Annotated in this window: 19 protein-coding genes and 1 pseudogene; 7 read left to right on the top strand and 13 right to left on the bottom strand. The window is 73.3% G+C overall.

Features of this window, described 5'->3' with window-relative positions:
• The first annotated feature begins 33 nt into the window (after positions 1-33).
• Positions 34-612 carry a 4-phosphopantetheinyl transferase gene (locus AA0Z99_RS05640; protein WP_413320270.1) on the top strand — a complete coding sequence of 193 codons (579 nt, stop codon included), beginning with the start codon at positions 34-36 and terminating at the stop codon, positions 610-612.
• A gap of 107 nt (positions 613-719) precedes the next feature.
• Here AA0Z99_RS05640 and AA0Z99_RS05635 read toward each other — a convergent pair whose 3' ends face one another.
• The 10 genes and pseudogenes from AA0Z99_RS05635 to AA0Z99_RS05590 form a co-directional block, all read right to left on the bottom strand.
• Positions 720-2,114 carry a M1 family metallopeptidase gene (locus tag AA0Z99_RS05635; protein ID WP_413320269.1) on the bottom strand — a complete coding sequence of 465 codons (1,395 nt, stop codon included), beginning with the start codon at positions 2,112-2,114 and terminating at the stop codon, positions 720-722.
• Positions 2,111-6,085 carry a Pls/PosA family non-ribosomal peptide synthetase gene (locus tag AA0Z99_RS05630; protein WP_413320267.1) on the bottom strand — a complete coding sequence of 1,325 codons (3,975 nt, stop codon included), beginning with the start codon at positions 6,083-6,085 and terminating at the stop codon, positions 2,111-2,113. The genes AA0Z99_RS05635 and AA0Z99_RS05630 overlap by 4 nt, the downstream gene beginning before the upstream one ends.
• Positions 6,086-6,185: 100 nt before the next feature.
• Positions 6,186-7,805, bottom strand: coding sequence for a sodium/proline symporter PutP (gene putP / locus AA0Z99_RS05625; protein ID WP_413320265.1), 1,620 nt, complete (start codon positions 7,803-7,805; stop codon positions 6,186-6,188).
• A 114-nt stretch (positions 7,806-7,919) separates the two neighbouring features.
• On the bottom strand, positions 7,920-10,193 hold the full coding sequence (gene metE, locus AA0Z99_RS05620) for a 5-methyltetrahydropteroyltriglutamate--homocysteine S-methyltransferase (RefSeq protein ID WP_413320263.1): 2,274 nt from the start codon (positions 10,191-10,193) through the stop codon (positions 7,920-7,922).
• Positions 10,190-11,119 carry a methylenetetrahydrofolate reductase gene (locus AA0Z99_RS05615; protein ID WP_413320261.1) on the bottom strand — a complete coding sequence of 310 codons (930 nt, stop codon included), beginning with the start codon at positions 11,117-11,119 and terminating at the stop codon, positions 10,190-10,192. Before AA0Z99_RS05615 ends, metE begins: the two co-directional genes overlap by 4 nt.
• The gene (locus AA0Z99_RS05610; protein WP_413320259.1) at positions 11,116-12,405 is read right to left on the bottom strand and encodes an O-acetylhomoserine aminocarboxypropyltransferase/cysteine synthase family protein; all 1,290 of its coding nucleotides are present in this window, start codon (positions 12,403-12,405) and stop codon (positions 11,116-11,118) included. The genes AA0Z99_RS05615 and AA0Z99_RS05610 overlap by 4 nt, the downstream gene beginning before the upstream one ends.
• Positions 12,402-13,601 (bottom strand): MalY/PatB family protein, encoded by a 1,200-nt coding sequence (locus tag AA0Z99_RS05605; RefSeq protein WP_413320257.1) that lies wholly within the window; start codon positions 13,599-13,601, stop codon positions 12,402-12,404. Before AA0Z99_RS05605 ends, AA0Z99_RS05610 begins: the two co-directional genes overlap by 4 nt.
• A 177-nt stretch (positions 13,602-13,778) precedes the next feature.
• Complete coding sequence (locus AA0Z99_RS05600) at positions 13,779-14,258, bottom strand: DUF6328 family protein (protein ID WP_413320255.1); 480 nt, start codon at positions 14,256-14,258, stop codon at positions 13,779-13,781.
• Between the two features lie 33 nt (positions 14,259-14,291).
• A complete protein-coding gene (locus AA0Z99_RS05595; protein WP_413320782.1) occupies positions 14,292-14,549 on the bottom strand; it encodes a Rho termination factor N-terminal domain-containing protein in 258 nt (85 codons plus the stop codon).
• Between the two features lie 90 nt (positions 14,550-14,639).
• Positions 14,640-15,485 (bottom strand): annotated as a pseudogene (locus AA0Z99_RS05590) (DMT family transporter); the annotation flags it as partial.
• 149 nt (positions 15,486-15,634) lie between these two features.
• Here AA0Z99_RS05590 and AA0Z99_RS05585 point away from each other — a divergent pair.
• From AA0Z99_RS05585 to AA0Z99_RS05570, 4 genes are read left to right on the top strand one after another with little or no spacing between them, the layout of a single operon-like run.
• Positions 15,635-16,411: an EI24 domain-containing protein gene (locus AA0Z99_RS05585; RefSeq protein WP_413320253.1), complete on the top strand. Its 777-nt coding sequence runs from the start codon at positions 15,635-15,637 to the stop codon at positions 16,409-16,411.
• Between the two features lie 30 nt (positions 16,412-16,441).
• On the top strand, positions 16,442-17,515 hold the full coding sequence (locus AA0Z99_RS05580) for a lipid II:glycine glycyltransferase FemX (protein ID WP_413320251.1): 1,074 nt from the start codon (positions 16,442-16,444) through the stop codon (positions 17,513-17,515).
• Positions 17,512-18,579, top strand: coding sequence for a lipid II:glycine glycyltransferase FemX (locus tag AA0Z99_RS05575; protein WP_413320249.1), 1,068 nt, complete (start codon positions 17,512-17,514; stop codon positions 18,577-18,579). Before AA0Z99_RS05580 ends, AA0Z99_RS05575 begins: the two co-directional genes overlap by 4 nt.
• Complete coding sequence (locus tag AA0Z99_RS05570) at positions 18,576-19,691, top strand: lipid II:glycine glycyltransferase FemX (RefSeq protein WP_413320247.1); 1,116 nt, start codon at positions 18,576-18,578, stop codon at positions 19,689-19,691. Before AA0Z99_RS05575 ends, AA0Z99_RS05570 begins: the two co-directional genes overlap by 4 nt.
• A gap of 6 nt (positions 19,692-19,697) precedes the next feature.
• Here AA0Z99_RS05570 and AA0Z99_RS05565 read toward each other — a convergent pair whose 3' ends face one another.
• Positions 19,698-20,162: a phosphohydrolase gene (locus tag AA0Z99_RS05565; protein WP_413320245.1), complete on the bottom strand. Its 465-nt coding sequence runs from the start codon at positions 20,160-20,162 to the stop codon at positions 19,698-19,700.
• A 33-nt stretch (positions 20,163-20,195) separates the two neighbouring features.
• On the opposite strand from AA0Z99_RS05565, the gene AA0Z99_RS05560 reads away from it, so the two are divergent.
• Positions 20,196-20,708 (top strand): hypothetical protein, encoded by a 513-nt coding sequence (locus AA0Z99_RS05560; RefSeq protein ID WP_413320243.1) that lies wholly within the window; start codon positions 20,196-20,198, stop codon positions 20,706-20,708.
• On the opposite strand, the gene AA0Z99_RS05555 is transcribed toward AA0Z99_RS05560, so the two are convergent.
• A complete protein-coding gene (locus AA0Z99_RS05555) occupies positions 20,669-21,712 on the bottom strand; it encodes an FUSC family protein (RefSeq protein WP_413320241.1) in 1,044 nt (347 codons plus the stop codon). The genes AA0Z99_RS05560 and AA0Z99_RS05555 overlap by 40 nt on opposite strands.
• A 60-nt stretch (positions 21,713-21,772) precedes the next feature.
• On the opposite strand from AA0Z99_RS05555, the gene AA0Z99_RS05550 reads away from it, so the two are divergent.
• A complete protein-coding gene (locus tag AA0Z99_RS05550) occupies positions 21,773-22,936 on the top strand; it encodes a phosphotransferase family protein (protein ID WP_413320239.1) in 1,164 nt (387 codons plus the stop codon).
• Here the strand turns inward: AA0Z99_RS05550 and AA0Z99_RS05545 are convergent.
• Positions 22,933-24,066, bottom strand: a complete 1,134-nt coding sequence (locus AA0Z99_RS05545) for an LLM class flavin-dependent oxidoreductase (protein WP_413320237.1) — start codon at positions 24,064-24,066, stop codon at positions 22,933-22,935. The genes AA0Z99_RS05550 and AA0Z99_RS05545 overlap by 4 nt on opposite strands.
• Positions 24,067-24,137: the final 71 nt, after the last annotated feature.

The following is a 24,137-nucleotide window of genomic DNA, read 5'->3' as shown; positions in this document are numbered from 1 at the left end:
GGCGAGCCGGGCACCCGGTGCCAGACTGGGCCCGTGCGAGTGGCGGATGCGATGGTGGCGCACGTGCGCGGCGACCGGTCCGCGGCGGACGACGCACTGCGCGCGCTCGTCGCATCGCTCGCGGGCGTCGACGACGCATCCGAGATCGTCATCGTGCAGCGCTGCCCCGACTGCGGCGGCGCGCACGGGCGGCCGGTCGTCGCGGCACCCGCGGCTGCGCGCGGGATCGGCGTCTCGCGCTCGCACGCCGGCGCGGCAGGCTCGGCGCACCACGTGGTGGCCGCTGCCCCGGGCGTGCGCGTCGGCATCGACGCCGAGCCGCGGGACGCGCCGGCTGCGCGCCTCGACGCCGTGCGGGCGCTGCTCGCGAGCCCTGCCGAGCCGCTGCGCCGCTGGACGCAGATCGAGGCCGTGCTGAAGGCCGATGGGCGCGGGCTGCGCGTCGACCCCGCCGCGGTGGTGCTGGAGGAGACCGCCGCAGGCCTCACCGCATCCGCCCCGGGGAGCGCCCGCCGCTACGCCGTGCACGACGTCGCCCTCAGGGACGAGCACGACGCGGACGACGAGCCCGACCTCGTCGTCAGCCTGGCGATCGAGGTGCGGCGGCGGTGATCCGTCGACGCTGAGCGAATCGGGCTGAGCGAATCGGGCTGAGCGAATCGGGCTGAGCGACCCGGGCTGAGCGACCCGGGCTGAGCGACCCGGGCGGGAGCGCCGCCTCAGCGCGAGCGACGCGCGCGCCGGCCGCCGGTGCGCGCAGCGGCGCCCGGGAGCGGCGGCAGCGCGGTCTCCTGCAGCCAGGCGTCGAACAGCGCATCGAGCGGCGCGGGCGCGACCTTCGCCGCGAGGGCCCGGAAGTCGGCGGTCGTCGCCGTGCTGTGCGGGTGCAGCGCCGTCCAGTCGTGCAGCAGCCCGAAGAACCGCACGTCACCGAGGGTGAGCCGCAGCGCGTGCACGAGCAGCGCGCCGCGCTTGTAGACCCGGTCGTCGAACATGAGCGCGGGGCCGGGGTCGCCGAGCACGAGATCCTGCGGCAGCCGCCGCAGCCGCTCGTGGTGCTCGCGCGCCAGCGCATCGGTGGTCGCCCCGCCCGCGGCCTCGGACCAGAGCCACTCGGCGTAGCAGGCGAGGCCCTCGTTGAGCCAGATGTGCTGCCAACCGGCCACGCCGACGCTGTTGCCGAACCACTGGTGGGCGAGCTCGTGGGCGATGAGGCGCTCCTCGCCGCCCTCCCCGTCGATGAGGTTCGCCCCGAAGGTGGCGCCGGCGAGGGACTCGAGCGGGATCTCCAGGTCGTCGGCCGTCACCACCACCGTGTAGTCGTCGAAGGGGTAGGGCCCGAAGCGCTCGACGAAGCACGAGAGCATGCGCGGCAGGGGTTCGAGGTCGGCGCGCACGCGCTGCTCGAGGGCCGCCGGGTAGTAGGCGATCACGGGCACCTGCGCCTCGCTCGACGCGCTGCGCATGTAGCGGCCCATCTGCACGGTCGTCAGGTAGGTCGCCGTGGGCGTGCGGCAGTCGAAGGTGCGCGTGGTGCGGCCCGAGCGCGTCGACTCCTCGACGAGCGAGCCGGTCGCGACGACCCGGTAGCCCTGCTCGGTCGTCACGCGGATGCGGTAGGTCGCCTTGTCGCTCGGCCGATCGTTGCAGGGGTACCAGGTGGGGGCGCCGGTGGGCTGCGAGGCGACGATCACGCCGTCCTCCAGCTCCTCCCAGCCGACCAGCCCCCAAGGCGTGCGCCGAGGCGTCGGGGTGCCGGCGTAGGCGATCTCGAGCTCGAAGGCGTCGCCGGCGGCGATGGGCGCCGAGGGCCGCACCACCAGCCGCCCGGGGCGCTGCGCGTGCGCGGTGCGTCGCTCGCCGTCGAGGGAGACCCTGCTGGCGCGCAGCCCCACGAGGTCGAGCGTCAGCTCGGTCAGCGTGCGCTCCGCTCGGCCGGCGATGCGGGCGACGGCGTCGAGCCGGTTCGTGGCCATGCGGTACTGCAGGTCGAGGTCGTAGTGCTGCGCGCTCCACGAGAGGTCGCCGGAGCCTGCCGCATAGGGCTCGCCTCCGCGAGGCGCGGCGGGTGCAGCTGCCGTGGACCCCGCCTTCGCGCCCTTCGCGGGGCTCACGTGCTCACCGCGTGGTAGTCGGCGACGGTGACCTCGCGCCACGGCCCGATCGGGTTGCCGCTCCAGCGGCTGCGATCGGGCACGAGCTCGCCGCGCATCACGAGCGAGGCGGGGCCGACCGTCGCGTGCTCGCCGATGCGCGCCGCGGGAAGGATGACGCTGTGCGGGCCGAGCGTGGCGCCGTGCTCGAGCTCGACGGTGTCGATCGACATGATGCGGTCGTGGAAGAGGTGCGTCTGCACGACGCAGCCGCGGTTCACGGCGGATGCGTCGGCGAGCGTCACGAGGTCGGCCTCCGGCAGCCAGTAGCTCTCGCACCACACGCCGTGGCCGATGCGCGCGCCGAGGCTGCGCAGCCACCAGACGAGCGCGGGCGTGCCCGCCGCCGACTGCGCGAACCACGGGGCCGCGACCATCTCGGTGAAGGTGTCCGCCACCTCGCTGCGCCACACGAACGATGACCACAGCGGTGTGTCGCCCGCGCGGACGCGGCCGATCAGCAGCCACTTCGCGGCCGTGCTGACTCCGGCAGCGACCGCACCGGCGACGAGCATGACGACGCCGCTCAGGAGCACCGCGGCCCAGCCGCCCCACGCATCCGTCACCCACAGGAGCGCCCCCATGACGCCGATGCCGATCGCGACGGTGACGAGGACGGGCACGATCCGGCCGAGCTCCCAGGCTGCGCGCGCGAGGCGCAGCCGCACCGACGGCGCGTAGGTGCGGGCGGCGTCGACCTCGACCGGTGTGCGCCGCAGGCGCACGGGCGGCGAGCCGAGCCAGGATGAGCCCTTCTTCGCCTTCCGCGGCGCCGCCGAGAGCACGGCGACCAGTGCGTCGTTCGGGATGCGGTTGCCCGCGCCCGCCATCCCGGAGTTGCCGAGGAACGCGCGCTCGCCGATCTCGGCGTACGCGATGCGCACGCGTCCGCCGCCCAGCTCGTAGGAGGCGACGAGCGTGTCGTCGGCCAGGAACGCGCCCGTGTGCACCGTGGTCATCTTCGGGATGAGCAGCACGGTGGAGATCTCGGCATCGCGCCCCACGCGTGCGCCGAGCAGCCGCAGCCACATCGGCGTCGCGAGGGAGGCGTAGAGCGGGAAGAGGATGGTGCGCGAGAGGTCGAGCAGTCGCTCGGTCGCCCACACCCGCCAGCCGCTGGCGCTGTGCACCGGGAAGATGCCGGCGGTGAGGCCCAGCGCGAGCAGCCGCACGACGAGCACGATGAGCCCCGCCAGCACGATCCCGGCGACGAGGGTCGCCGGCACGAGCCACGCGAGCGATCGCAGCGCCGCATCTCCCAGTCCGTCGGCGCCGCGGATGCCGGTAGCGAGCACGGCCGCACCCGCCACGAGCGCCAAGAGCGGCAGGAGCGAGAGGCCGATCGCCGAGAGCCCGTAGGCCCATGCCCACGAGGTCGAGCGAGCAGGGCGCTCCTGCGGCCACCACGACCTCGCCGAGCCGACGCGGCGCGCGGGGGAGCCCGACCAGCGCTCGCCCGCGCGCACGCGACCGAAGACGGCGGAACCCGGCTCGACCACGGCATCCTTGCCGATGCGGGTCCCGGGCGCGAGCGTCGAGCGCGCGCCGACGGCGCTGCGGGCGCCGATGCGGATCGCGCCGATGCGCACGAGGTCGCCGTCGATCCAGTAGCCGGTCAGGTCGACCTCCGGCTCGATCGAGGCGCCGTCGCCGATGCGGAGCATGCCGGTCACCGGCGGCACCGCGTGCAGGTCGACGTCGTCGCCGATGCGCGCGCCGAGCGCTCTCGCGTAGAGCGTCACCCAGGGGGCGCCCGCGAGGCTGATCGCGCCCGCCTGCTGCGCCACCTGCTCGGCGAGCCAGAGCCGCAGGTGCACGCTGCCGCCGCGGGGGTAGTCGCCGGCCTGCAGACCGGCGAGCAGCGCGCGCGCCGTCGCCACCGCGATCGCCATGCGACCGAAGGGCGTGGCGAACAGCGCGAGGCCCGCGATGAGCGCGAGCGGATGCGCGCTCGGCAGCGCGTCGAACCCGCTCCACGCCTGCAGCAGGGTCGAGGCGGTGAGGGCAGCCAGCAGCCAGCGCATGCCGCTGAGGATGAGCAGCGGCACGCCCAGCAGCGTCTGGATCCACTGCGTGTTGCGCGGCGTGCGCACGATCTCGTGCGTGGAGGCGAGCCCGCGAGCGGCGGTCGAGGTGCGGGATGCCAGCTCTGCCGCCATCGCGCCGAGCCGCGGATACGCGTAGATGTCGGCGACCGTGAACTCGGGATCGCGCTCACGGATCCGCGTCACGAGCTGCGCTGCCGCGAGCGAGCCGCCGCCGAGGGCGAAGAAGTCGTCATCCGCATCGGTCGCCGGCAGGCCCAGCACTGCCTGCCAGTCCGCGGCGAGCGCCGCGAGCCCCGGCGCCGCGCCGTCGTCGTCGAGCGCGCCGGGCTGCGCGAGCGGCCACGGCAGCGCCCGCTTGTCGACCTTGCCGGAGGTGCGCACCGGCAGCTCGGGCAGCAGCGCGAGCACCGGCACGATGGCGGCGGGCAGCGCCTGGCGCAGTTGGCGGGTGGCCGCGTCGCGGTCGAAGCCCTCCACGTCGCAGCCGAGGTAGCCCACCAGCACCCGGTTGCCCGCATCCGTCTGCTGCACGACCGCGGCCGCTGCGCTCACGCCGGGCAGCGCGCTGAGGGCCGCTTCGATCTCGCCCAGCTCGATGCGGCGCCCGCCGACCTTCACCTGGTCGTCGGCGCGGCCGGCGAAGAAGAGGCCGTCGCGGTCGAAGCGCACCAGGTCGCCGGAGCGGTAGGCGCGCTGCCAGCCGAGCGAGGGGAGCGCGGCGTAGCGCTCGGCATCCTTCGCGGGGTCGAGGTAGCGGGCGAGTCCCACGCCGCCGATGATCAGCTCGCCAGTCTCGCCCGCTGCCACCGGCGCGCCGGCCTCGTCGACGACAGCGAGATCCCAACCGTCGAGCGGGAGGCCGATGCGCACGGGCTCGCCCGGCACGAGACGCGCAGCGCACGCGACCACGGTGGCCTCGGTGGGCCCATAGGTGTTCCAGACCTCGCGGCCATCGGTCGCGAGCCGCTCGACGAGCTCCTGCGGGCACGCCTCGCCGCCGAAGATCAGCAGCCGCACGCTCTCGAGCGACGACGCGGGCCAGAGCGATGCGAGCGTCGGCACCGTCGAGACGATCGTGATGCCGCGCAGCGTCAACCACGGCCCGAGGTCCATGCCGCTGCGCACGAGCGATCGCGGGGCGGGCACGAGGCACGCGCCGTGCGCCCAGGCGAGCCACATCTCCTCGCACGAGGCGTCGAAGGCGACCGAGAGACCGGCCAGCACGCGGTCGCCGGCGCCGATCGGCTCGTCCTGCAGGAACACGCGCGACTCGGCGTCGACGAACGCGGCCGCCGAGCGGTGGCTGACGGCCACGCCCTTCGGCGTGCCGGTCGATCCCGAGGTGAAGATGACCCAGGCGTCGTCCTCCGGTGCCGGCTGCGTCGGGATCGGCATGCCCGCGGTGCTGGGATGCGCGGGAGCGCCTTCGAACAGCCCCGTCGCGGCGCGGGGGTGGTCGGCCGGCACCGGGCTGCCGGAAGCGTCGGCGGGCGTCGGCAGGTAGCTGCCGCCTGCCGTGACCACGCCGCGCACGCCGGCCTCCGCGAAGACGAGCTGCGCGCGCTCCTCCGGGTCGTCGGCGTCGACGGGCACGTAGGCGGCACCTGCCGCCATGATCCCGAGGATCGCGACGTAGAGCTCTCGGGTGCCGGAGGGCATCCGCACCCCGATCCGGTCGCCCGGGCGCACGCCCTCGATCGAGAGCCGGGCCGCCGTGCGGATGACGGCTGCCATGAGCTCCCGGTAGGAGAGGGCACCCGCGGCATCCTCGAGCGCCGAGGCGTCCGGGTGCGCGAGCACGGTCGCCCGCAGCACGTCGAGCAGCGTGCGCGGCGGCGGTGCCAGGTGCCCGCTCGCCAGGACTCCCGCTTCGGTCTCGCTCACTCGTCTCCCGGTCGTCGCACGCGCGGAGGCGCCGCGGATCCCGAGGATATCGCGGCGCCTCCTGCCCGCCGGCGAACGGCGGGTGTCGATCGGATGACGATCAGGGCACGTCGGAGCGGTCGGCGGCTGCCGGCGGCGTGGCTGCAGCCGCAGCATCCGCCTCGCTCGCGCCGCGCGTGGTGCTCTGCGTGACGATCGCCCCCGTGCGCGTGAACTCCTCGTCGACGCCCGCGACATCCTCGGCGGCACCGTTCTTGAGGGTGATGTGGCTGACGACCACGGCGACGATCAGGTTGAAGACGAAGCCGGGCAGGATCTCGTAGAGCGAGAAGACCTCGAAGCCGGCGGTGATCTGGCCCTCGACGGTGTTCGCCTTCTCGATCGCATCCCAGATGAAGACGGTCGCCGCGCCGACGATCATGCCGGCGAGCGCGCCCCAGTTGGTGAGCTTGCGCCAGTAGAGGCTCAGCAGCACGATCGGGCCGAACGCGGCGCCGAAGCCCGCCCAGGCGAAGCCCACGAGGCCGAGGATCGTGCCGGAGCGGTCGAGCGCGATGATGCCGGCGATGAGCGCGACGAGCAGCACGCAGCCGCGACCGAGCAGCACGAGCACGCGCTGCGAGGGCGTGCCCTTGGAGAAGACCTGGTAGAGATCCTCGACGAGCGCGGACGACGTGACGATGAGCTGGCTCGAGAGCGTCGACATGATCGCCGCGAGCACCGCCGCGAGCACGAGGCCGGCGACGAAGGGGTGCAGGAGCGCCTGCGACATGGCGAGCACGACGGTCTCGGGGTTGATGTCGAGCGTGCCTGCCTGCTGCATGTAGGCGATGCCGATGAAGCCCGAGGAGACCGCGCCGACGAGCGAGACGATCATCCACGAGATGCCGATGCGACGAGCGGGCTTCGCGGCGGCCACGCTCTTCAGCGCCATGAAGCGCACGATGATGTGCGGCTGGCCGACGTAGCCGAGCCCCCAGGCGAGCGAGGAGACGATGCCGAGGATCACGAGGCCGGTGAGGTCGGCCGGGAACAGCCCGGTGAGCTCGACGCCCGAATCGGCGATGCCGTCCTGCACGCCCTGCAGCCCGCCGACGGTGAAGAAGGCGATGACGGGCACGGCGATGAGCGCGATCAGCATGATCATGCCCTGCACGACGTCGGTCAGCGATGCGCCGAGGAAGCCGCCGAAGAGCGTGTACAGCAGCGTCACGCCGGCGACGAGCACCATGCCCCACACGTAGTCGAAGCCGTAGGACGACTCGAAGAAGACACCGCCGGCGACCATGCCGGAGGAGACGTAGAAGGTGAAGAAGACCAGGATGATGAGCGCCGAGACGATGCGCAGCATGCGCGAGCGGTCGCGCGTGCGGTTCTCGAAGAAGCTCGGGATGGTGATCGAGTTGTTCGACACCTCGGTGTAGGCCCGCAGGCGGGGCGCGACGAGCTTCCAGTTGAGGTAGGCGCCCACCGTGAGGCCGATCGCGATCCAGCCCTCGATGAGACCGGCGGCGTAGATCGCGCCGGGGAGGCCCATGAGCAGCCAGCCCGACATGTCGGAGGCGCCGGCGGAGAGCGCGGCCGTGAAGGGGCTCAGCTCGCGCCCGGCGAGCATGTAGTCCTCGTGGCTCTTGGTCTTGCGGGCGGCATAGACGCCGATCGCGATCATCGCCGCGAAGTACAGGCCGATGGCCAGCAGCTGGAATGTGATGTCGGACATCGGGGTCTCCTCGGATTCGACTGGCGCCCAGCCTACTCATGGCAGAACCACAGCGCGATCTGCGCCCGTCACGATAGGGCATCGATCGGGGCGCAGGCTCGCACCGCAGCGGCGTCACCCTGCTGGGACGGCCTCCCGGGCTCGCTGCGCGGCCTGCACCAGGCCCCGCAGGCTCGCGACGGTCTCGTCGTAGCCGCGCGTCTTGAGCCCGCAGTCGGGGTTCACCCACAGCAGGCCGTCCGGGATGCCCTCGGTCGCCGTGCGCAGGAGTCGGTCGAGCTCCTCCGCCGCCGGAACGCGCGGCGAGTGGATGTCGTACACGCCCGGCCCGATGCCCCGACCGAAGCCGTGCTCGACCAGCGCGCCGACCACCTCCATGCCCGAGCGCGCCGCCTCGATGCTCGTGACGTCGGCGTCGAGGCCGTCGATCGCGTCGACCACGGTGTTGAACTCGGAGTAGCAGAGGTGGGTGTGGATCTGCGTCGCCGGCCGCGCGCCCGCCGTCGCGAGCCGGAAGGCCCCGACCGACCAGTCGAGGTAGGCGGCCCGCGCCTCGCGCCGCAGCGGCAGCAGCTCGCGCAGCGCCGGCTCGTCGACCTGCACGATGCGGATGCCCGCGGCCTCGAGGTCGGCGATCTCGTCCGCGAGCGCGAGCGCCACCTGGTCCGCCGTCTCGCCGAGCGGCTGGTCGTCGCGCACGAACGACCATGCGAGGATCGTCACGGGGCCGGTGAGCATGCCCTTCACGACGCGATCGGTGAGCGACTGGGCGTAGGCGATCCACTCGACGGTGAAGGCCTCCGCTCGGGAGACGTCGCCCCACAGGATCGACGGCCGAGTCGCGCGAGAGCCGTAGGACTGGACCCAGCCGTGCTGCGTCGCCGCGAAGCCCTCGAGGTGCTCGGCGAAGTACTGCACCATGTCGTTGCGCTCCGGCTCGCCGTGCACCAGCACGTCGAGCCCGAGCTCCTCCTGCAGCTCGATGACGCGGCGCACCTCGGCCCGCAGGGTGTCGCGGTACTCGGTCGCACCGAGCTCGCCCCGCGCGTGCCGGGCGCGCGCCACGCGGATCGCATCCGTCTGCGGGAACGATCCGATCGTCGTGGTCGGCAGCGGCGCGAGGGCGAGCGCCTCCCGCTGCACCGCAGCGCGCTGCGCGTAGGCCGCGCGCTCGCGCGCGTCGGCAGGTAGGGAGGACAGTCGCTGCCGCACCGAGCCGTCGCGCACCCCGGGCGCGGCGGCGCGATCCCGCACCGCGTCGCGGGCAGCGGTGAAGGCCTCCTCGTCGACGGTGCCCGCCAGCGCAGCCGCGAGCACCACGACCTCCTCGACCTTCTGGTCGGCGAAGGCCAGCCAGGATCGCAGCCGAGCCGGCAGCGACTCCTCAGCATCCAGGTCGTGCGGCACGTGCAGGAGCCCCGTGCTGGTCGCGACCGAGACGGGCCCGCGGGCCGCGAGGGCCCGGAGCTGCTGGAGGGCCGCGTCGAGGTCGGTGCGCCAGACGTTGCGCCCGTGCACGACGCCGGCAACGAGCGGCGTCGCCCCCGTGTCGGGCGCCGTGCCCCGCACCAGGTCGACCGCGAGCGCGTCGACGACGTCGGCCAGCGGCTCGACGCGGCCCGCGGCATCCCCGTGGCCGACGTGCAGCAGCACCGAGAGTCCTGCCGCGCGCAGCGCTTCGGCACCGGCGCGCGCGACCGCCTGCAGCTCCCCGACGCTCGCGCTGTCGAGGTCGGCGATCAGCGCCGGCTCATCCAGCTGCACCCAGGTCGCCCCGGCCGCCGCGAGCGCATCCCCGAGCGCGCCGTACGCGGGCACGAGCCGATCGGCGAGCTCGATGGGGCGGATCCCCGTCGCCTTCGCCAGCGCGAGGTAGGTCGCGGGACCGACGATCACCGGGCGACCGTGGACGCCGGCCTCTCGAGCCTCCACGAAGCGGTCGACGATGCGGTGGTCGGCGAGCGCGAACGTCGACTCGGCATCGAGCTCCGGCACCAGGTAGTGGTAGTTCGAGTCCAGCCACTTCGTCATCTCGAGCGGCGCGTCGTCGCCGTGGCCGCGCGCGAGCAGCCACTCGCCGGCCAGGCCCCGGGGCAGCCGCCCGCGGAGCCTGGGCGGCACGGCGCCGAAGGTCACGGTGGCGTCGAGCACGTGGTCGTAGTGCGCGGCCTCGATCGGGATCGAGCCGTCGTCGCCGCGCAGCCCGAGCGAGCGCAGCCTGGCGAGATCCTCGAGGCGATTGGCAGCGGCGGCCGCGTGGAAGGCCGCGTCGTCGATCGTGCCGCGCCAGTGGGCCTCCAGGGCTCGCTTCAGCTGTCGGCGACGACCGATGCGGGGGTAGCCGAGGATGGTGCCGCCGGGGAAGGGCTGCGCGGTCGTGCTGGTCATGATGCTCCTGTCGTCGCGGTGCTGCTGATGGGCAGTGCGCCGACGCCCTCGAGGACGTCGATCGCGGGTCGGTGGTCGTTGAAGGTGTAGAGGTGGACGCCCGGCGGGTCGTGCTCCGCGAGCGCCGAGATCAGCGCGACCGCTGCGTCGACGCCGATGCGGACCGCATCCGTCGGCGTCGCGCGCTCGAGCCGCTCGGCGAGCACGCGCGGCAATCCTTCGCCGGCGAGCTCGGCGCTGCGGACGAGCCGCCGGTGCGATGTGGGGATGGCGACGCCGGGCACGATCGGGATCGTGACCCCCCGCGCACGGGCGAGCTCCACGAAGCGCGCGTAGTCGTACGGGTCGAAGAAGAGCTGCGTGATCGCCATGGTGGCGCCCGCGGCCTGCTTCGCGAGCAGCGCGTCGATGTCGGAGCGGTGCACGCCCGCGCCCGGGTGGCCGTTCGGGAACGCGGCGACCGCGACCTCGGTGGCTGCGCGCCGGGCCGACAGCGACGACGCTCGCAGCCCCGGCAGCCGCACCTCTGCGTAGGGCACCCGCTCGGACTCCACGCGCTGGATGAGCTGGACCAGCTCGGAGGCCGATTGCAGCGAGGTGCGCGGCAGGGGTGCGCCGTCGCGCGGCGGATCGCCGCGGAGGGCGAGGAACCGGGTGACGCCGGCATCGAGGAACTGCCGCACGAGGGTGGCCGTCTCGACCACGCTCAGCCCCGTGCAGGTGAGGTGCGCCATCGGGTTGGCGCCGCCGTCCAGCAGGCGCTGCAGGACCGCGAGCGAGTGGCGAGAGGTCGAGCCGCCGGCGCCGAAGGTGACGGAGACGAACTCGGGCGCGAGCGCGACGAACGCGTCCACGGCGGCGTCGACGCGAGCCGACGCGGCCGGGTCGCGGGGTGGGAACAGCTCGAAGGAGTAGCGCAGGCTCATGACGGGATCCCCTCGAGGGCCTGCAGGAGATCGGCCACGATGTCCTCGGCGCGCTCGAGGCCCACCGAGATGCGCACGAGCCCCGGCGCGATGCCGAGCTCGCGCCGCTCGGCCTCCTCGAGCTTGCCGTGGATGGTGCTGCCGCTGTGGATCGCGAGGGTGCGCACATCGCCGATGTGCGTCATCTGGCTCACGAGCCGCAACCCGTCCAGGAAGGCGCGCGCCGCCTCCACCCCGCCCGCGAGCTCGATCGAGACGATCGAGCCCGCGCCGTCGGGCAGCAGCCGCTCCACGACGGCCGCCTGCCCGTCGTCGAAACCGGGGTGGTGCAGGCGCGTGACGGCGGGGTGGGAGCGCAGCGCCGTCGCGACCGCGTGGGCGTTGGCGACGTGCCGCTCCATCCGTAGCGAGAGCGTCTCGATGCCGTGCAGCAGCAGGAAGGCGCTCGTCGCGGGGAAGCTCGGGCCCTGCTCGAGCACCACCACCGAGCGCAGGTAGGCGACGTAGGCGGCCCGACCGAAGCGCTCGGCGAACGACGGCGCACCGTGCGGCCGGGGCGCGTGCAGGTGGGGGAACCGCTCGGCCGCCGCCGACCAGTCGAAGGTGCCGCCGTCGACGACGGCGCCGCCGATGACCGAGCCGTGGCCGCTGAGCCACTTCGACGTCGAGTGGATGACGATGGCAGCGCCGTGCTCGATGGGGCGACAGAGGAACGGGGTGGCGACGGTGTTGTCGACGACGAGCGGCACGCCCGTGCGCCGCGACACGCGCCCCAGCAGCGCGAGGTCGGCGACCTCGCCCAGCGGGTTCGCGATCGACTCCGCGTAGATCGCTCGCGTCTGCGGGCGCACGGCGGCGATCCAGGCCTCCTCATCGGCGTCGATCGCGACGGCTTCGAACGCGATGCCCTGGCGCCGCAGCGCGCCGCGCATCATCTCGCGGGTGCCCTCGTAGAGCCGGTCGGTCGTGAGCACGTGATCGCCGGCCTGCGCGAGCGCGGCGAGCGCCGCCGCGATGGCGGCCTGCCCGCTCGCGACCAGCACCCCGTCGATGCCGCCCTCGAGGTCGGCGATGCGCTGCGCCGCGACGACGTTCGTCGGGTTGTCGTTGCGGGAGTACGCGCGGCGGGCGCTGCGCCCGGCGAATCGCTCCGCGCCGTCGTCGAAGCCGTCGAAGACGTAGCCCGCGCTCTGGTAGATCGGCGTGACGCGCGCGCCCGCCTCCGCGTCGACGATCGCGCCGGCGTGGATCTGCCGCGTCTCGAAGGCCCACGCGCGCTCGCTCATCGGTCGGCTCCTGCGGCGATGGGCGACAGCGCCGACGCGATGCGGTCGACCGCATCCTCGAGCACGGGCGCGGGGGTGGCGAACACCAGGCGGACGTGCTGCTCGAAGCCGACGCCGCACCGAGCGCCGTCGGTGAGGGTGACCCCCGCGCGCTCGCGCAGCAGCGTCGCCGGGCTGTCGGTGTCGAGACCGAGCCCGCCGAGGTCGAGCCAGGCGAGGTAGGTCGCCTCGGGTGCGCGCCAGCGCACGCCGGGCAGGCGCTCCGCGAGCCGCGCGCCGAGGAGGTCGCGGTTGCGCTCCAGATAGGCGCACGCCTCTATGAGCCACGGCCCGCCCGCTCGGTAGGCAGCGGTCGAGGCGATGACGCCGAGCGTCGAGGCACCGTGCACCACAGCGAAGCCGAAGCGCTCGTAGACGGCCTGATCGGCCGCGTTCGAGGTGATGAGCTGCGCTGCCTTGAGCCCGGGGATGTTCCACGCCTTGGACGCGCTCGTGCCGGTGATCGCGTGGTCGGCGGCGGCCGGCGAGACGGAGGCGTAGGGCACGTGCTCGCGGCCGTCGAAGCGGATGGAGGCGTGGATCTCGTCGGCGAAGACGCGCGCGCCGTGCCGCTCGACGATCTCGGCGATCTGCTCGAGCTCCGCGCGCGGCAGCACGGTGCCGGTCGGGTTGTGCGGGTTGCACAGCACGAGCGTGCGCGCTCCGGCGGCGAACGCCCGATCGATGCCGTCGAGGTCGTGCTGCCACCGACCATCGATCACGATGCCCGGGACCTGCACGACCTCGCGGCCGAGCGTGCCGAGGTAGGTGAGGAAGGGCATGTACGCCGGCGTCGGCACGATGACCGCCGAGCCCGCCGGGGAGTACTCCTCGACGGCGACCCCGAGCGCGGCCATCACGTCGGAGACCGCGTGCACCCGCTCGGGATCGACGTGCCAGCCGAACTGCTGGGCCTGCCACGCGGCCGTCGCCTCGCTGAGCGCCGCAGCGGTCGCAGGGGACAGGTAGCCGAGCACGTCGTCGTCGATCGCCCGTCGCAGCGCCTCGCGCACGGGCGGCGCGGTGCCGAAGTCCATCTCCGCCACCCACGCGCCGATCGTGCCGGGGTGCAGGCTCCACTTGCGGCTCGAGGGCCGCTCGAGGTCGACCGCGCTGATCTCATCCCACGCGTGCTCGCCGCCATCCTGCGTCGTCATCGGAGCCTCCCCTCGGTGCCGTCGCCTCAGCGTCGCACCGGGGCGCCGCCGGCGACCAGGGCGCAGGTAACGCGGCGACACACGAGGGCGGTGCGGAGCGCGAACCCGCGGTCCAGCGCTCGCCGCGACGGGGCTCAGCCCTCGCAGCCCCGGGCTCAGCCCTCGCCGCGACCGGGCTCAGCCCTCGTGGTGCCCGGCGCTGCGCAGGCTCCAGGCGAGCAGCCACAGCGCCACGACCACGACCGCGGTCGATCCCGCGGCCCACGCGCCAGCGGCAGCGCCGACGACCACCTCGAAGATGAACGCGGTCACCCCGACCACGAGCGCCGAGACGACCACGAGGGTCGCGATCAGGAAGCGGTTGCCGACCTGCACGATGTCGGCCTTCATGCGGCGCGCGAAGTGGAGGCGGTGCACGACCACCGGGGTCATGCCGAGGAGGGTGGCGAGCGCTGCGATCGCGACCAGCACCAGGTAGTGCGCGACCTCGACGCCGTCGAGGTCGCGGAACCCGCTCTGGAAGGCGACCGCGAGGAGGAAGCCCGAGATCAGCTGGGTGCCGGTGAGCACCACCCTGAGCTCCTGGAGGATGTCGGCGAAGTTGCGATCGGCGCGCTCCTCCGGCGTCTCGTCGCGGTCGCGCGCGGCAGTCGGCACCGCGGTCTCCTCCCGCGTCGGCGGCCCTCGGGCTCAGTGGTTGCGGAGCCTGTCGATCAGCTCGTCCTTCTTCAGGTCCGAGTAGCCCTCCAGGCCGAGCTCCTTCGCGCGCTGGCGCAGCTCGTCGACGGTGCGGTCCTCGTAGGACTCCGCGTCGCCGCCGCGCTCGCCCACGTCGGAGCGCCCGTCGCGGGCTGCGGCGTTCGCGATCCTCGCCGACTTCTCCTTCGAGTTGCCCTCGTCGCGCAGCTTCTCGTAGAGCTCTTCGTCCTTGATCCGCGGGTTCGGCATGGGCGCCTCCTTCGTGGTGGTCGGTCCGGTGGATCCGACGGTACTCCGCGATCTCGGCGCGTCAAGCGGCGGGCGCACAGACAGCAGCCCGATGCCCAGCGCGACCACCGCGAGGCCGAGCCAGCCGAGGGGGCCGGGCCGCTCGCCCACGACCGCCACCGCGAGCGCGGTCGCCACGACCGGCTCGAGGAGCGCGATGGTGGTGGCGCTCGAGGACGCGAGCGTGCGCAGGCCGAAGCCGAACAGGAGGTAGGCCAGCGCCATGGGCACGAGCCCGAGGTAGCCGATGGTCGCGAAGCCGGCGGTCGACGCGAGCGGCCCGAGGCCGATGACGGCGAGGCCCGCGAGGCAGACGAGCCCGCCGACCAGGAAGAGCGCGCCCATCGCACCGGAGGACGGCGCGCCGCGGCCGATGAGCTTCGCCCCGGCGTAGGCGTACAGCGCGTAGCCGAATCCGGCCACGAGCGCGAGCGCGACGCCCACGGGGGCGAGCGACGCATCCCTCGTCGTGCCCGCTGCGCCGGCAGCGTCGCCGCCGCCGACGGCGAGCAGCACGATGCCCGCCGTCGCGACGCCGGTCGCGAGCGCCCAGCGCAGGTCGGGCCTGCGCCGGTCGACGAGCCACTCGAGCAGTGCGGCGAAGATCGGCCCGGAGCCGAGCGCCACGACGTTGCCGACCGCGACGCCGGCGAGCGCCATCGAGGGGTAGTAGCACGCGGGGTAGAGCACGACGCCGACCGCGCCGGCGAGCACCCATCCGAGCTGGCGGCGCTGGCGCAGCACGGCCAGCACCCGGCGCGCCGAGATCGCTGCGAGCACGATCCCCCCGATGCCGAAGGTCGCCAACCCGATCGCGAGCGGGTCGGAGCCCGGCGGGGCGAAGTGCGCGACCGTGCCCGTCGTGCCCCACAGCGCTGCCGCGAGCAGCACCGCCATCGCGTGCGCCGGGCGCGCCGCTGAGGGCTGGGCGGCTGCTGGCACCCGCCGATCGTATCGAGGCGCATCGCGCCCCTCGGGTCGCCGCCGGGGCGCCCGGGCGAGGCGACGGGGGCGAGGCGACGGGGCGGTCGTGCCAGCATGGGCGCATGCGGCATCGGATCTCTGAGCTCCTCGCGGGCGCTGCCCTGCTCCTGCGCGGCTTCGGCACCTGGGCGACGAGCCCCGCCCTCATGGCCCTCGGGGCCGTGCCGGCGCTCATCGTGGGCGCGCTGATGCTGGCGCTGGTGATCTTCCTCAGCTTCCAGGTCGGCGGATGGGCGGTGTGGCTCACGCCGTTCGCCGACGGATGGGCGGCGGTGTGGGCAGAGCTGCTGCGCGGCGCGCTGGCGCTCGGTCTGCTGGTCGGCGTGGTGGTGCTGTGCGTGCTCACGTTCGCCGCGATCACGCTCGCCGTGGGCGACCCGTTCTACGAGCGCATCTCGCGCGCGGTCGAGCAGCGGCTCGGCGGCATCGAGCCGGTCGAGGAGCGCGGCTTCTGGGCGTCGCTCGGCAAGGGATTGCGCGACGCCGTCGTCCTGATCGGCATGGCGATCGGCACGGGGCTCGTGGTCTTCGTCGTCGGGCTCGTGCCGGTGGTGGGCACCGTGCTCGGCCTCGTGCTCGGCGCCATCCTCGGCGGGCGCGCGCTCGCGCGCGAGCTCACCGGCTACGCCGGCGACGCCAGGGGCCTCACGCTCGACCAGCGCCGCGAGCTGCTGCGCGGTCGCTCGTGGCGCGCGCTCGGCTTCGGGATGGTCGCCTACCTGCTGCTGCTCGTACCGGGCGTCGCGGTGGTGGCGACGCCGGTCGCCGTCGTGGGCGCGACCCTGCTGGTGCGCGACCTGCGCGGCGAGCCGACGACCGCCCCGCACCCCGCGTCGTAGGCTGGGGGCTCCGCCAGACCGAGAGGTTCCATGCCCACTGCAGCTTCCGTCCGCCGCGCCTCCTCCGACGAGATCGCCGAGTGGGATGCGCTCATCGAGGCGAACCCGGACGGGGGCCACATGGTGCAGTCGCTCGCGTTCGCCGAGACGAAGCGGTTCGACGGGCTCGAGCCCGTGTTCCTCGTGATCGACGCCCCGGTCGGCGACGGCGCGACCGAGCGCATCCACTCGCTCGCGCTCGAGGGGAAGGTGTCGCTCGGGCGCTACTGGTACCTGCCGATGGGCCCCACGGCGACCGACATGGCCGCGGTGATCGACGGCCTGCGGGAGTTCGGGCGCCGCGAGCGCGGACTCCTCGTCGTGAAGGTCGAGCCGCACCTCGAGCGCACGCCCGAGCGCAGCAACGAGCTGGTCTCGCTGGGCCTCGAGCGCAGCCGCGACATGCAGGTCATGACCCACACCGTCGTGCTCGACCTGACGATGGGCGAGGAGGAGCTCTTCGCCTCCTTCTCGCAGATGATCCGCCGGCAGGTGCGCGGTGCGACGAGGAAGGGCTACCGCATCGAGCGGGCCGAGCCGAGCCAGGCGACCTTCGACCGGATGCACGCGATGATGCTGACCGTCGCCGGCGGCAAGGGCATGGCGGGCATGCGCGAGCGCGAGTACTACGACGCCTTCTGGCGCAGCTTCACCGAGCGCGGCACCGGCCGCTTCTACTTCGGCTACGACGACGAGGGCGACGAGCCGCAGGCCGGCATCTTCGTCACCACCGCCGGCCGCACCGCCGTCTACAAGGACGGCGGCTCGCGCCCCGACCGCAAGATCAACGGAGGCTCGGCGCTGCTGCTCTGGACCGCGATGCAGGACTGCATCGCCGAGGGGAAGCTCGCCTTCGACCTCGCGGGCACACCGCCGCCCGAGCGCGCGGACGACCCGACGCACCCGTTCCACGGGCTCGCGCAGTTCAAGCTGCGCTTCGGGCAGATCTCGAGCTTCCTGCCGTCGTTCGACCTCGTGCTGCACCCGCTGCGGCACCGCCTGTGGGAGCGCGTCGTGCGGCGCGTGGAGTGGCGCATCAGGAAGGGCCCGGACACCCTGCGATGACGAGCGGCCAGACGACCACGGTCCGCTTCGCGACCGACGACGAGATCGCCCGGTGGGATGCGCTGATCGAGCAGAACCCGGACGGCGGGATCATGACGAGCGCCCGCGCCATGGGCGAGATCAAGCGCTACGACCGGCTGACCCCTCGGTTCCTGGTCCTGGAGGGGCAGCAGACGGTCTACGCGCTCGCGCACGAGGGCACCGTCTGGCTCGGCCGCTACTGGTACATCCCGCTCGGGCCGACGACCGACGACCTGGAGGGCATGGTCGCGGCGATCCGGGCCTTCGGCCTGCAGCAGCGGGGCCTGCTGGCCATCAAGGTCGAGCCCCACCTGCTGCGCAGCCCGGCGCTCATCGCGCGCATGGAGGCGACCGGCGCCGTGCGCAGCCGCGACATGCAACTGCTGACCCACACCGTCGTGCTCGACCTCACGCTCGGCGACGAGCTCATCATGCAGTTCCAGAAGAAGCTGCGGTCGTCGATCCGCGGCGCCGAGAACAAGGGCTACCGCGTCGAGCGCATCGAGGCGCACGACGCCACCGAGCACGACTTCGAGCGCTTCTACGAGCTGCTGAAGACGATCAACGGCGGCAAGGGCGTCGCCGCGATGCGCGAGTACGCCTACTACCGGCTGTTCTGGGGCGAGTTCGCGAAGACCGGCAACGGCCGCTTCTACTTCGGCTACGACGACGACTCCGGCGAGGCGCAGGCGGCGATCTTCGTGACGCTCGCCGGCCGCACGGCGGTCTACAAGGACGGCGGGTCCCGGCCCTCGCGCGCGATCGCCGGCGGCGCGGCGCTGCTGCTCTGGCGCGCGATGCAGGATGCCGCCGCCGACGGCAAGGCGGCCTTCGACCTCTGCGGCACGCCGAAGCCGGAGAGCATGGAGGACGAGACGCACTGGTACTACGGCGTCGGCCAGTTCAAGAAGAAGTTCGGGCCGGTGGTGAGCTACCTGCCGTCGTTCGACATCGTCCTCCGACGCGTCCGCCACGCGCTCTGGGAGCGCGCGGTGCGCCGCATCGAGTGGCGCATCAAGCCCGGGACGGATGCCCTGCGATGACCGCTCGACCGAACCAGGAGGAGGCCGCGATGCGCGCCCCGTGGACGATCCGTCGTGCCCGACAGGAGGAGCTCGCCGACTGGGACGCGCGCGTCGAGGCGAACCCCGACGGCGGGCAGTGGACCCAGGGCCTCGCCTATGCGCGGCTCAAGTCGACCGAGCGCCTGCACCCCGTCTTCCTCGTGCTCGAGCGGCAGGGGAGCGCGGAGCCCGCGACCGCGGTGCACGTCCTCGCCCTCGAGCACCGCAGCCTCGCGGGCCGCTTCTGGTACCTCCCGCTCGGCCCCGGCGCCGCGTTCGACGACCTGCCGGGCATCGCGGATGCGCTGCGCGCGGCCCGCGGCGACGTCACCAAGGGCGTGTTCGCCGTGAAGGTCGAGCCGTACGAGCTCGACACGCAGGAGCGCCGCGACGCGCTCGCAGCCGCCGGCTTCCGCGCGGCGAACACCGTGCAGCAGAACATCCACACCGTGCTCGTCGACCTCACGCCGCCCGTCGACGACATCTTCGCCGGCTTCAGCAAGAAGCTGCGCAACCACATCCGCAACGCCGTGAAGCACGGGTACCGGGTCGAGAAGGCCGAGCCCGGCGAGCAGACGTTCCGGCAGATGTACGAGCTGATGCAGACGGTCGCGGGCGGCAAGGGCGTCGCGACCATGAAGCCCTACGCGTACTACCGCACCCTCTGGGGCGAGCTGTGCGATCGCGGCCAGGGCCACTTCTGGTTCGGCTACGACGGCGCGCACGACGGCCCGCAGGCATCCGCCTTCATGATCGGCTTCGGCCGCTACGCCCTCGCGAAGGATGGCGGCTCGGTGCCCGACCGCGCGATCCGTGGCGGTGCGCACCTGATGCGCTGGACGGCGATGCAGTGGTTCAAGGAGCAGGGCCGCGAGGTGTACGACACCTACGCGACCCCGCCCTCGTGGCTCGCCGACGACGAGTCGCACCGCATGCACGGGCCCGGCATCTTCAAGCGCCTGTTCGGGCCGATCGTCGACCACCTGCCGAGCCACGACCTCGTGCTCGACGAGCAGCGCTACCGCGCGTTCCTGCGGGTGCTGCTGCCGATCGAGCGCCGCGTGCGCCGGCGCCCGTGGGGCATCTGGTAGCTGCGGTCAGACGACCCGGCGACCGCAGAGCTCGTCGAGGTCGACGCCCAGCAGCCCGGCCGTCTCGCGGTACATCGCCACGAGCCGCTTGCGCGTCGCCTTGTCGGGCAGCGCGTCGAGCCTCCACTCGAGCGCGTTGTCGCGCAGGTCCGCGAGCTTCACGGTCGTCGCCAGGCGGGATGCGCGCACGCGCTCCACGTACTCCGAGAGCGACTCGCCGCGACGCTTCGTGAGCGCATCGACGGCATCGACGACGCGCTTCGGGAACTTCGCGCTGGCGAACTCGCGCAGCGTGATCGTGCCCCACTCGAAGACGTCGTGGAGGAGCGCCACCGCACGCTCGTCGTCGGAGTCGACCGCGAGCATGACCCTGATCACATGCGCCGCGTAGGGCTCGCCCTGGCGGTCGACGCGGCCGTCGTAGGCCTTCGTCGCCACCTGGATCGCCCGCTCGAGGTCGTGGTTCGCCATGACGCGAGCGTATCCGGTGGCTATCCTGAGGGCATGTCACGCGTCGCCGATCCCGCTGAGCTCGCTCGGCTGCTCCGCGGCACCTGGGCGATCCGCGCGACCACCTTCCCGTACTGGACGCACGAGGCGCGCAAGAACCCCCGGGTCAGCTTCGAGCTGGTGCGCAACTCGCCCCTGCAGCTGCGCGAGGTCTACGAGTACCACCGCCCCGACAAGGGCGATCGCGAGGTGATCGCAGAGGCCGCCTGGGCCGGGCGGCACTTCTCCTGGCGCATGCTGGGGCGCTCCCGGCTGCTCGCGAGCGCCTACGTGGTCTCCGACACGCCCGCGACGCCCGACATCATCGCGATCCACTACGGCCGGTCGACGCTCCTGCGGCAGCCTGCCGTCACGATCCTCGCTCGGCCGCACCTCGACCCCGACCAGGTGCGGCGTTCCGTCTCGATCGACACCCACTCGTTCGAGCTCACGGCTGAGGAGTTCTGGCGGCTGCAGTGGCTCGTGCCCTACACCGCCTCGCCCTCGGCGAGCGACTCCCTCGCCTGACGCAGATCCTCCAGCAGAGCGCCGATGAGCACCCAGTGGCGCGGGTTCGGCTCCGGCACCTCGATGGGCGTCGTCAGCAGCTCGCCGTCCAGTCGCGGCATCGTGCTGGTGCGCCCGTCGTCGAGCGCCTGGCGGTCGACGAGCGCGCGCACCTCGTGCGCGATCCGGCGCGCCTCGATGCCGATGCGGCGCACGGTCGGGTCGTCGGCGACGGATGCGTCCAAGCGGTCGGCGAGGGAGCGCGACATCCCGATCACCCGGTTCGCGAGCACGGTGAGCGTCAGCAGCAGCCGTTCGTCGCGCTCGAGCCGCTCCCGCAGGCGCCGGGCTCGCGGATTCAGCAGAGTCGACTCCTCGAGCGCATCCATCGCGGCGCGCGCCCGCTGCACCCTCCCGCGCAGCGCACGGGCATCCTCGAGCAGCTGCGGGCTCGGCGCGCCGGCGACGAGCGAGCGGTCGACCCGGTCGTAGGCGTCGGCGATCGCGTGGGCGAGCTCGCGCATCGCTCGCTCGGCGGGCTCGTGGTGCACAGGGGGCACCACGACGAGGTTGATGAGCAGCGCGACGACCGCGCCGATGACGGTCTCGACGATGCGCTCGAAGCCGAACAGCGGCCCCGAGCCGGCGCCCAGCGCGAGCAGGATCATGGCGCTGATCGGCAGCTGGCTCGCCGCCATCGGCGCGAGCCGCAGCAGGCGCGCGACGACGACGGCGAGCACCGTCACGGCGAGCACGAACAGCGGCCCCGGCGGCAGCACGAGGCTCGCGAGCCAGGCGAGCACGACACCGCCGAGCGTGCCGATGGAGCGCTCGATGCCCTTCCCGACCGACTGGCTGACGCTCGGCGCCACCACCAGGATCGCGGCGATGGCCGCGAAGATCGGCAGCTCGACCCCGAGCAGCAGCTGGCTGGCGAACCACGCGAGGGCCGTCGCGACGACGACCTTGAGCACCTGCAGCCAGGAGTCCTGCTGCTCGGCCATCAGTCGTCGCAGCCAGCGCATGACACCACGATACGCGCGGCGATGCCGACGGATGCGGCGCTGGGGTGTTGGATGGTGCCCATGCTCGACAACGCCGCCGCCGTGCTCACGCGGCTCCTCGCCGCGAGCGGCCGCGAGCTGGTCGACTTCGTGCAGAAGGATGTCGAGCCGGTCAACGAGGGATTCATCATCGGCTTCTCCTGCGGCGTGCGCACGCAGCAGGACGCGATCGAGCGGGTCACGATCTACGTGAACACGTCGCCGAGCGCACCGACCGACGAGCACACGGTCGAGCTCGCCGACGCGTCGGGCCGCAGGCTCACCGCCTGGGTCTACCCGCAGGACCCCTCCTTGCCCTCGCTGCCGGCCGTGTCGTACCCGGAGGCGGCAGGGGTCGTGCTGGCGAAGTTCGGCATCGCGGCGGAGGGCGCGAGCCTGCGCATGGAGGCGTACCGGCCGGGCAAGCGCGCGGTGCTGCGGGTCGACACCGCGACCGACAGCTGGTTCGCCAAGGTCGTGCACCCGACGCTCGCGAGCTCCATCCACGACCTGCACGAGCGCTTCGCGGCCGCCGGCATCCGCGTGCCGCGCTCGCTCGGCTTCTCGGACGCCGGGCTCGTGCTGCTGGGCGAGCTGCCCGGCGTGCCGGCGATCGACGTCTTCGAGCGCATCGATCGCGCGCGCTTCGCCCGCGCCCTCGAGGAGCTCACGCAGCAGGTGGCCGGCGTGCCCGTGACGATCGGCGCGCGCGAGTCGCTCGCGCGCCGCGTCGAGTGGTACGCCGAGCGCATGGAGGAGACCGCTCCGGTCTTCGCCCGCCAGACGGCGCGGCTCGCGGCGCTCGTCGCGCAGCGCTACGCCGCGACGCCGGTGCCCAAGCCGGTGACGATCCACGGGGATCTGCACCTCGGACAGGTGTTCGTCGACGAGCGGGATCCGAGCGTCATCACCGGCATCCTGGACATCGACACCGCGGGTCTCGGCGATCCTGCCGATGATCGGGGCGCCCTGTTCGGGCACGTGGTCGTGTCGTCGATCGAGCGCGCGCCGTCGGCTGCCGCGGCGCAGGCGCTCGCCGCGTTCGCCGATGAGCTCGAAGCCGGCTGGCTCGACGATCAGCGGGTGCGGGCCATCGCGGCGACGCACCTGCTGGGGCACGCGCTGGCGAACGCCGGTCGCTCGGACGACCGCGGAGCCTCGGCGGCCCAGCGCCTGCTGGATCGCGCCGAGGCCGTGCTCGGCTAGCCTGCGCTGGCTGTCCCAGCGCCGGTCGACCCAGCGCCGGTCGACCCTGCGCCCGTCGACCCTGCGCCGACCGCCTCCTCGCCGAGCAGCGCGCGCACGCGCGGGATGACCTCGCTGCCGAACAGCTCGATCGAGCGCAGGTTGTCGGCGTGGCTGGTGCCCGAGTCGTACTTCAGGTCGAAGCGCTCGACGCCGAGCGTCTCGACGGCCCAGGCGATCTTCTGCGCGACCGTCTCGGGGCTGCCGGCGAACATCGCGCCGTGCTCGGCCACCTGCGCGTCGAACTCGCGCTCGGTCGCATCGCCCCACCCGCGCTCCCGACCGATCCGGTTCCGGAACACCATCCACTGCGGCATGAGGATGCGCTTCGCCTCCGCATCGCTCTCCGCGACGAGGCCGGGGGAGTGCATGCCGACGCGCCCGAGCGGTGCGCCGTCCGCCCCGACGTGGCCGAACTGCTCCATCGCCTTGCGGTAGAGCCCGGCGAAGGGGGCGAACTGCGCGGGGCTGCCCCCGATGATCGCGAGCATCATGTCGAAGCCGTGGCGCGCGGTGCGGATGACCGACTCGGGGGAGCCGCCGACACCGACCCAGACCGGCATCCTGCCTCCCTGGGTCGCGGCGTGCGAGCGCGGGTGCACCGGCTGCTCGGTGAGCGGTGAGCGCAACCGCCCCGACCAGGTCACGGGCTCCTCGCGCACGAGCGCGGCGAGCAGCTCGAGGCGCTCCTCGAAGAGCTCCTCGTAGTCCTCCAGGCGCAGGCCGAACAGCGGGAACGACTCGACGAACGAGCCGCGGCCCACGATCATCTCGGCGCGACCGCTCGAGATGCCGTCGAGCGTCGAGAACTGCTCGAAGACCCGCACGGGGTCGTTCGAGGACAGCACGGTCACGGCGGTGCCGAGGCGGATCCGCTCGGTCACGGAGGCGAGCGCGCCCAGCACGATCTCGGGGGCGCTCGCCGCGAAGTCCTCGCGGTGGTGCTCCCCGATGCCGAAGAAGGCGAGCCCCGCGCGGTCGGCGGCGATGCCCTCCTGCACCACGTCGCGCAGCACCTGCGCGTGGTCGATGGGGTCGCCGTCGACCGCGGGGACGGCGGCGAAGGTGTGTGCTCCGAACTCGATGGTCATGGTGTCCTCTCCACTGCTGGTCAACGCGGCAGCGCTCGGAGCATTCCTTCGAATCTCAACGACTCGTCGGC

Origin of the sequence: Agrococcus phoenicis, from assembly GCF_047302415.1 — a bacterium.
Taxonomy (GTDB): domain Bacteria; phylum Actinomycetota; class Actinomycetes; order Actinomycetales; family Microbacteriaceae; genus Agrococcus.
Note: the sequence above shows the minus strand (reverse complement) of the source record. Positions and strands in the feature narration are given on the sequence as shown.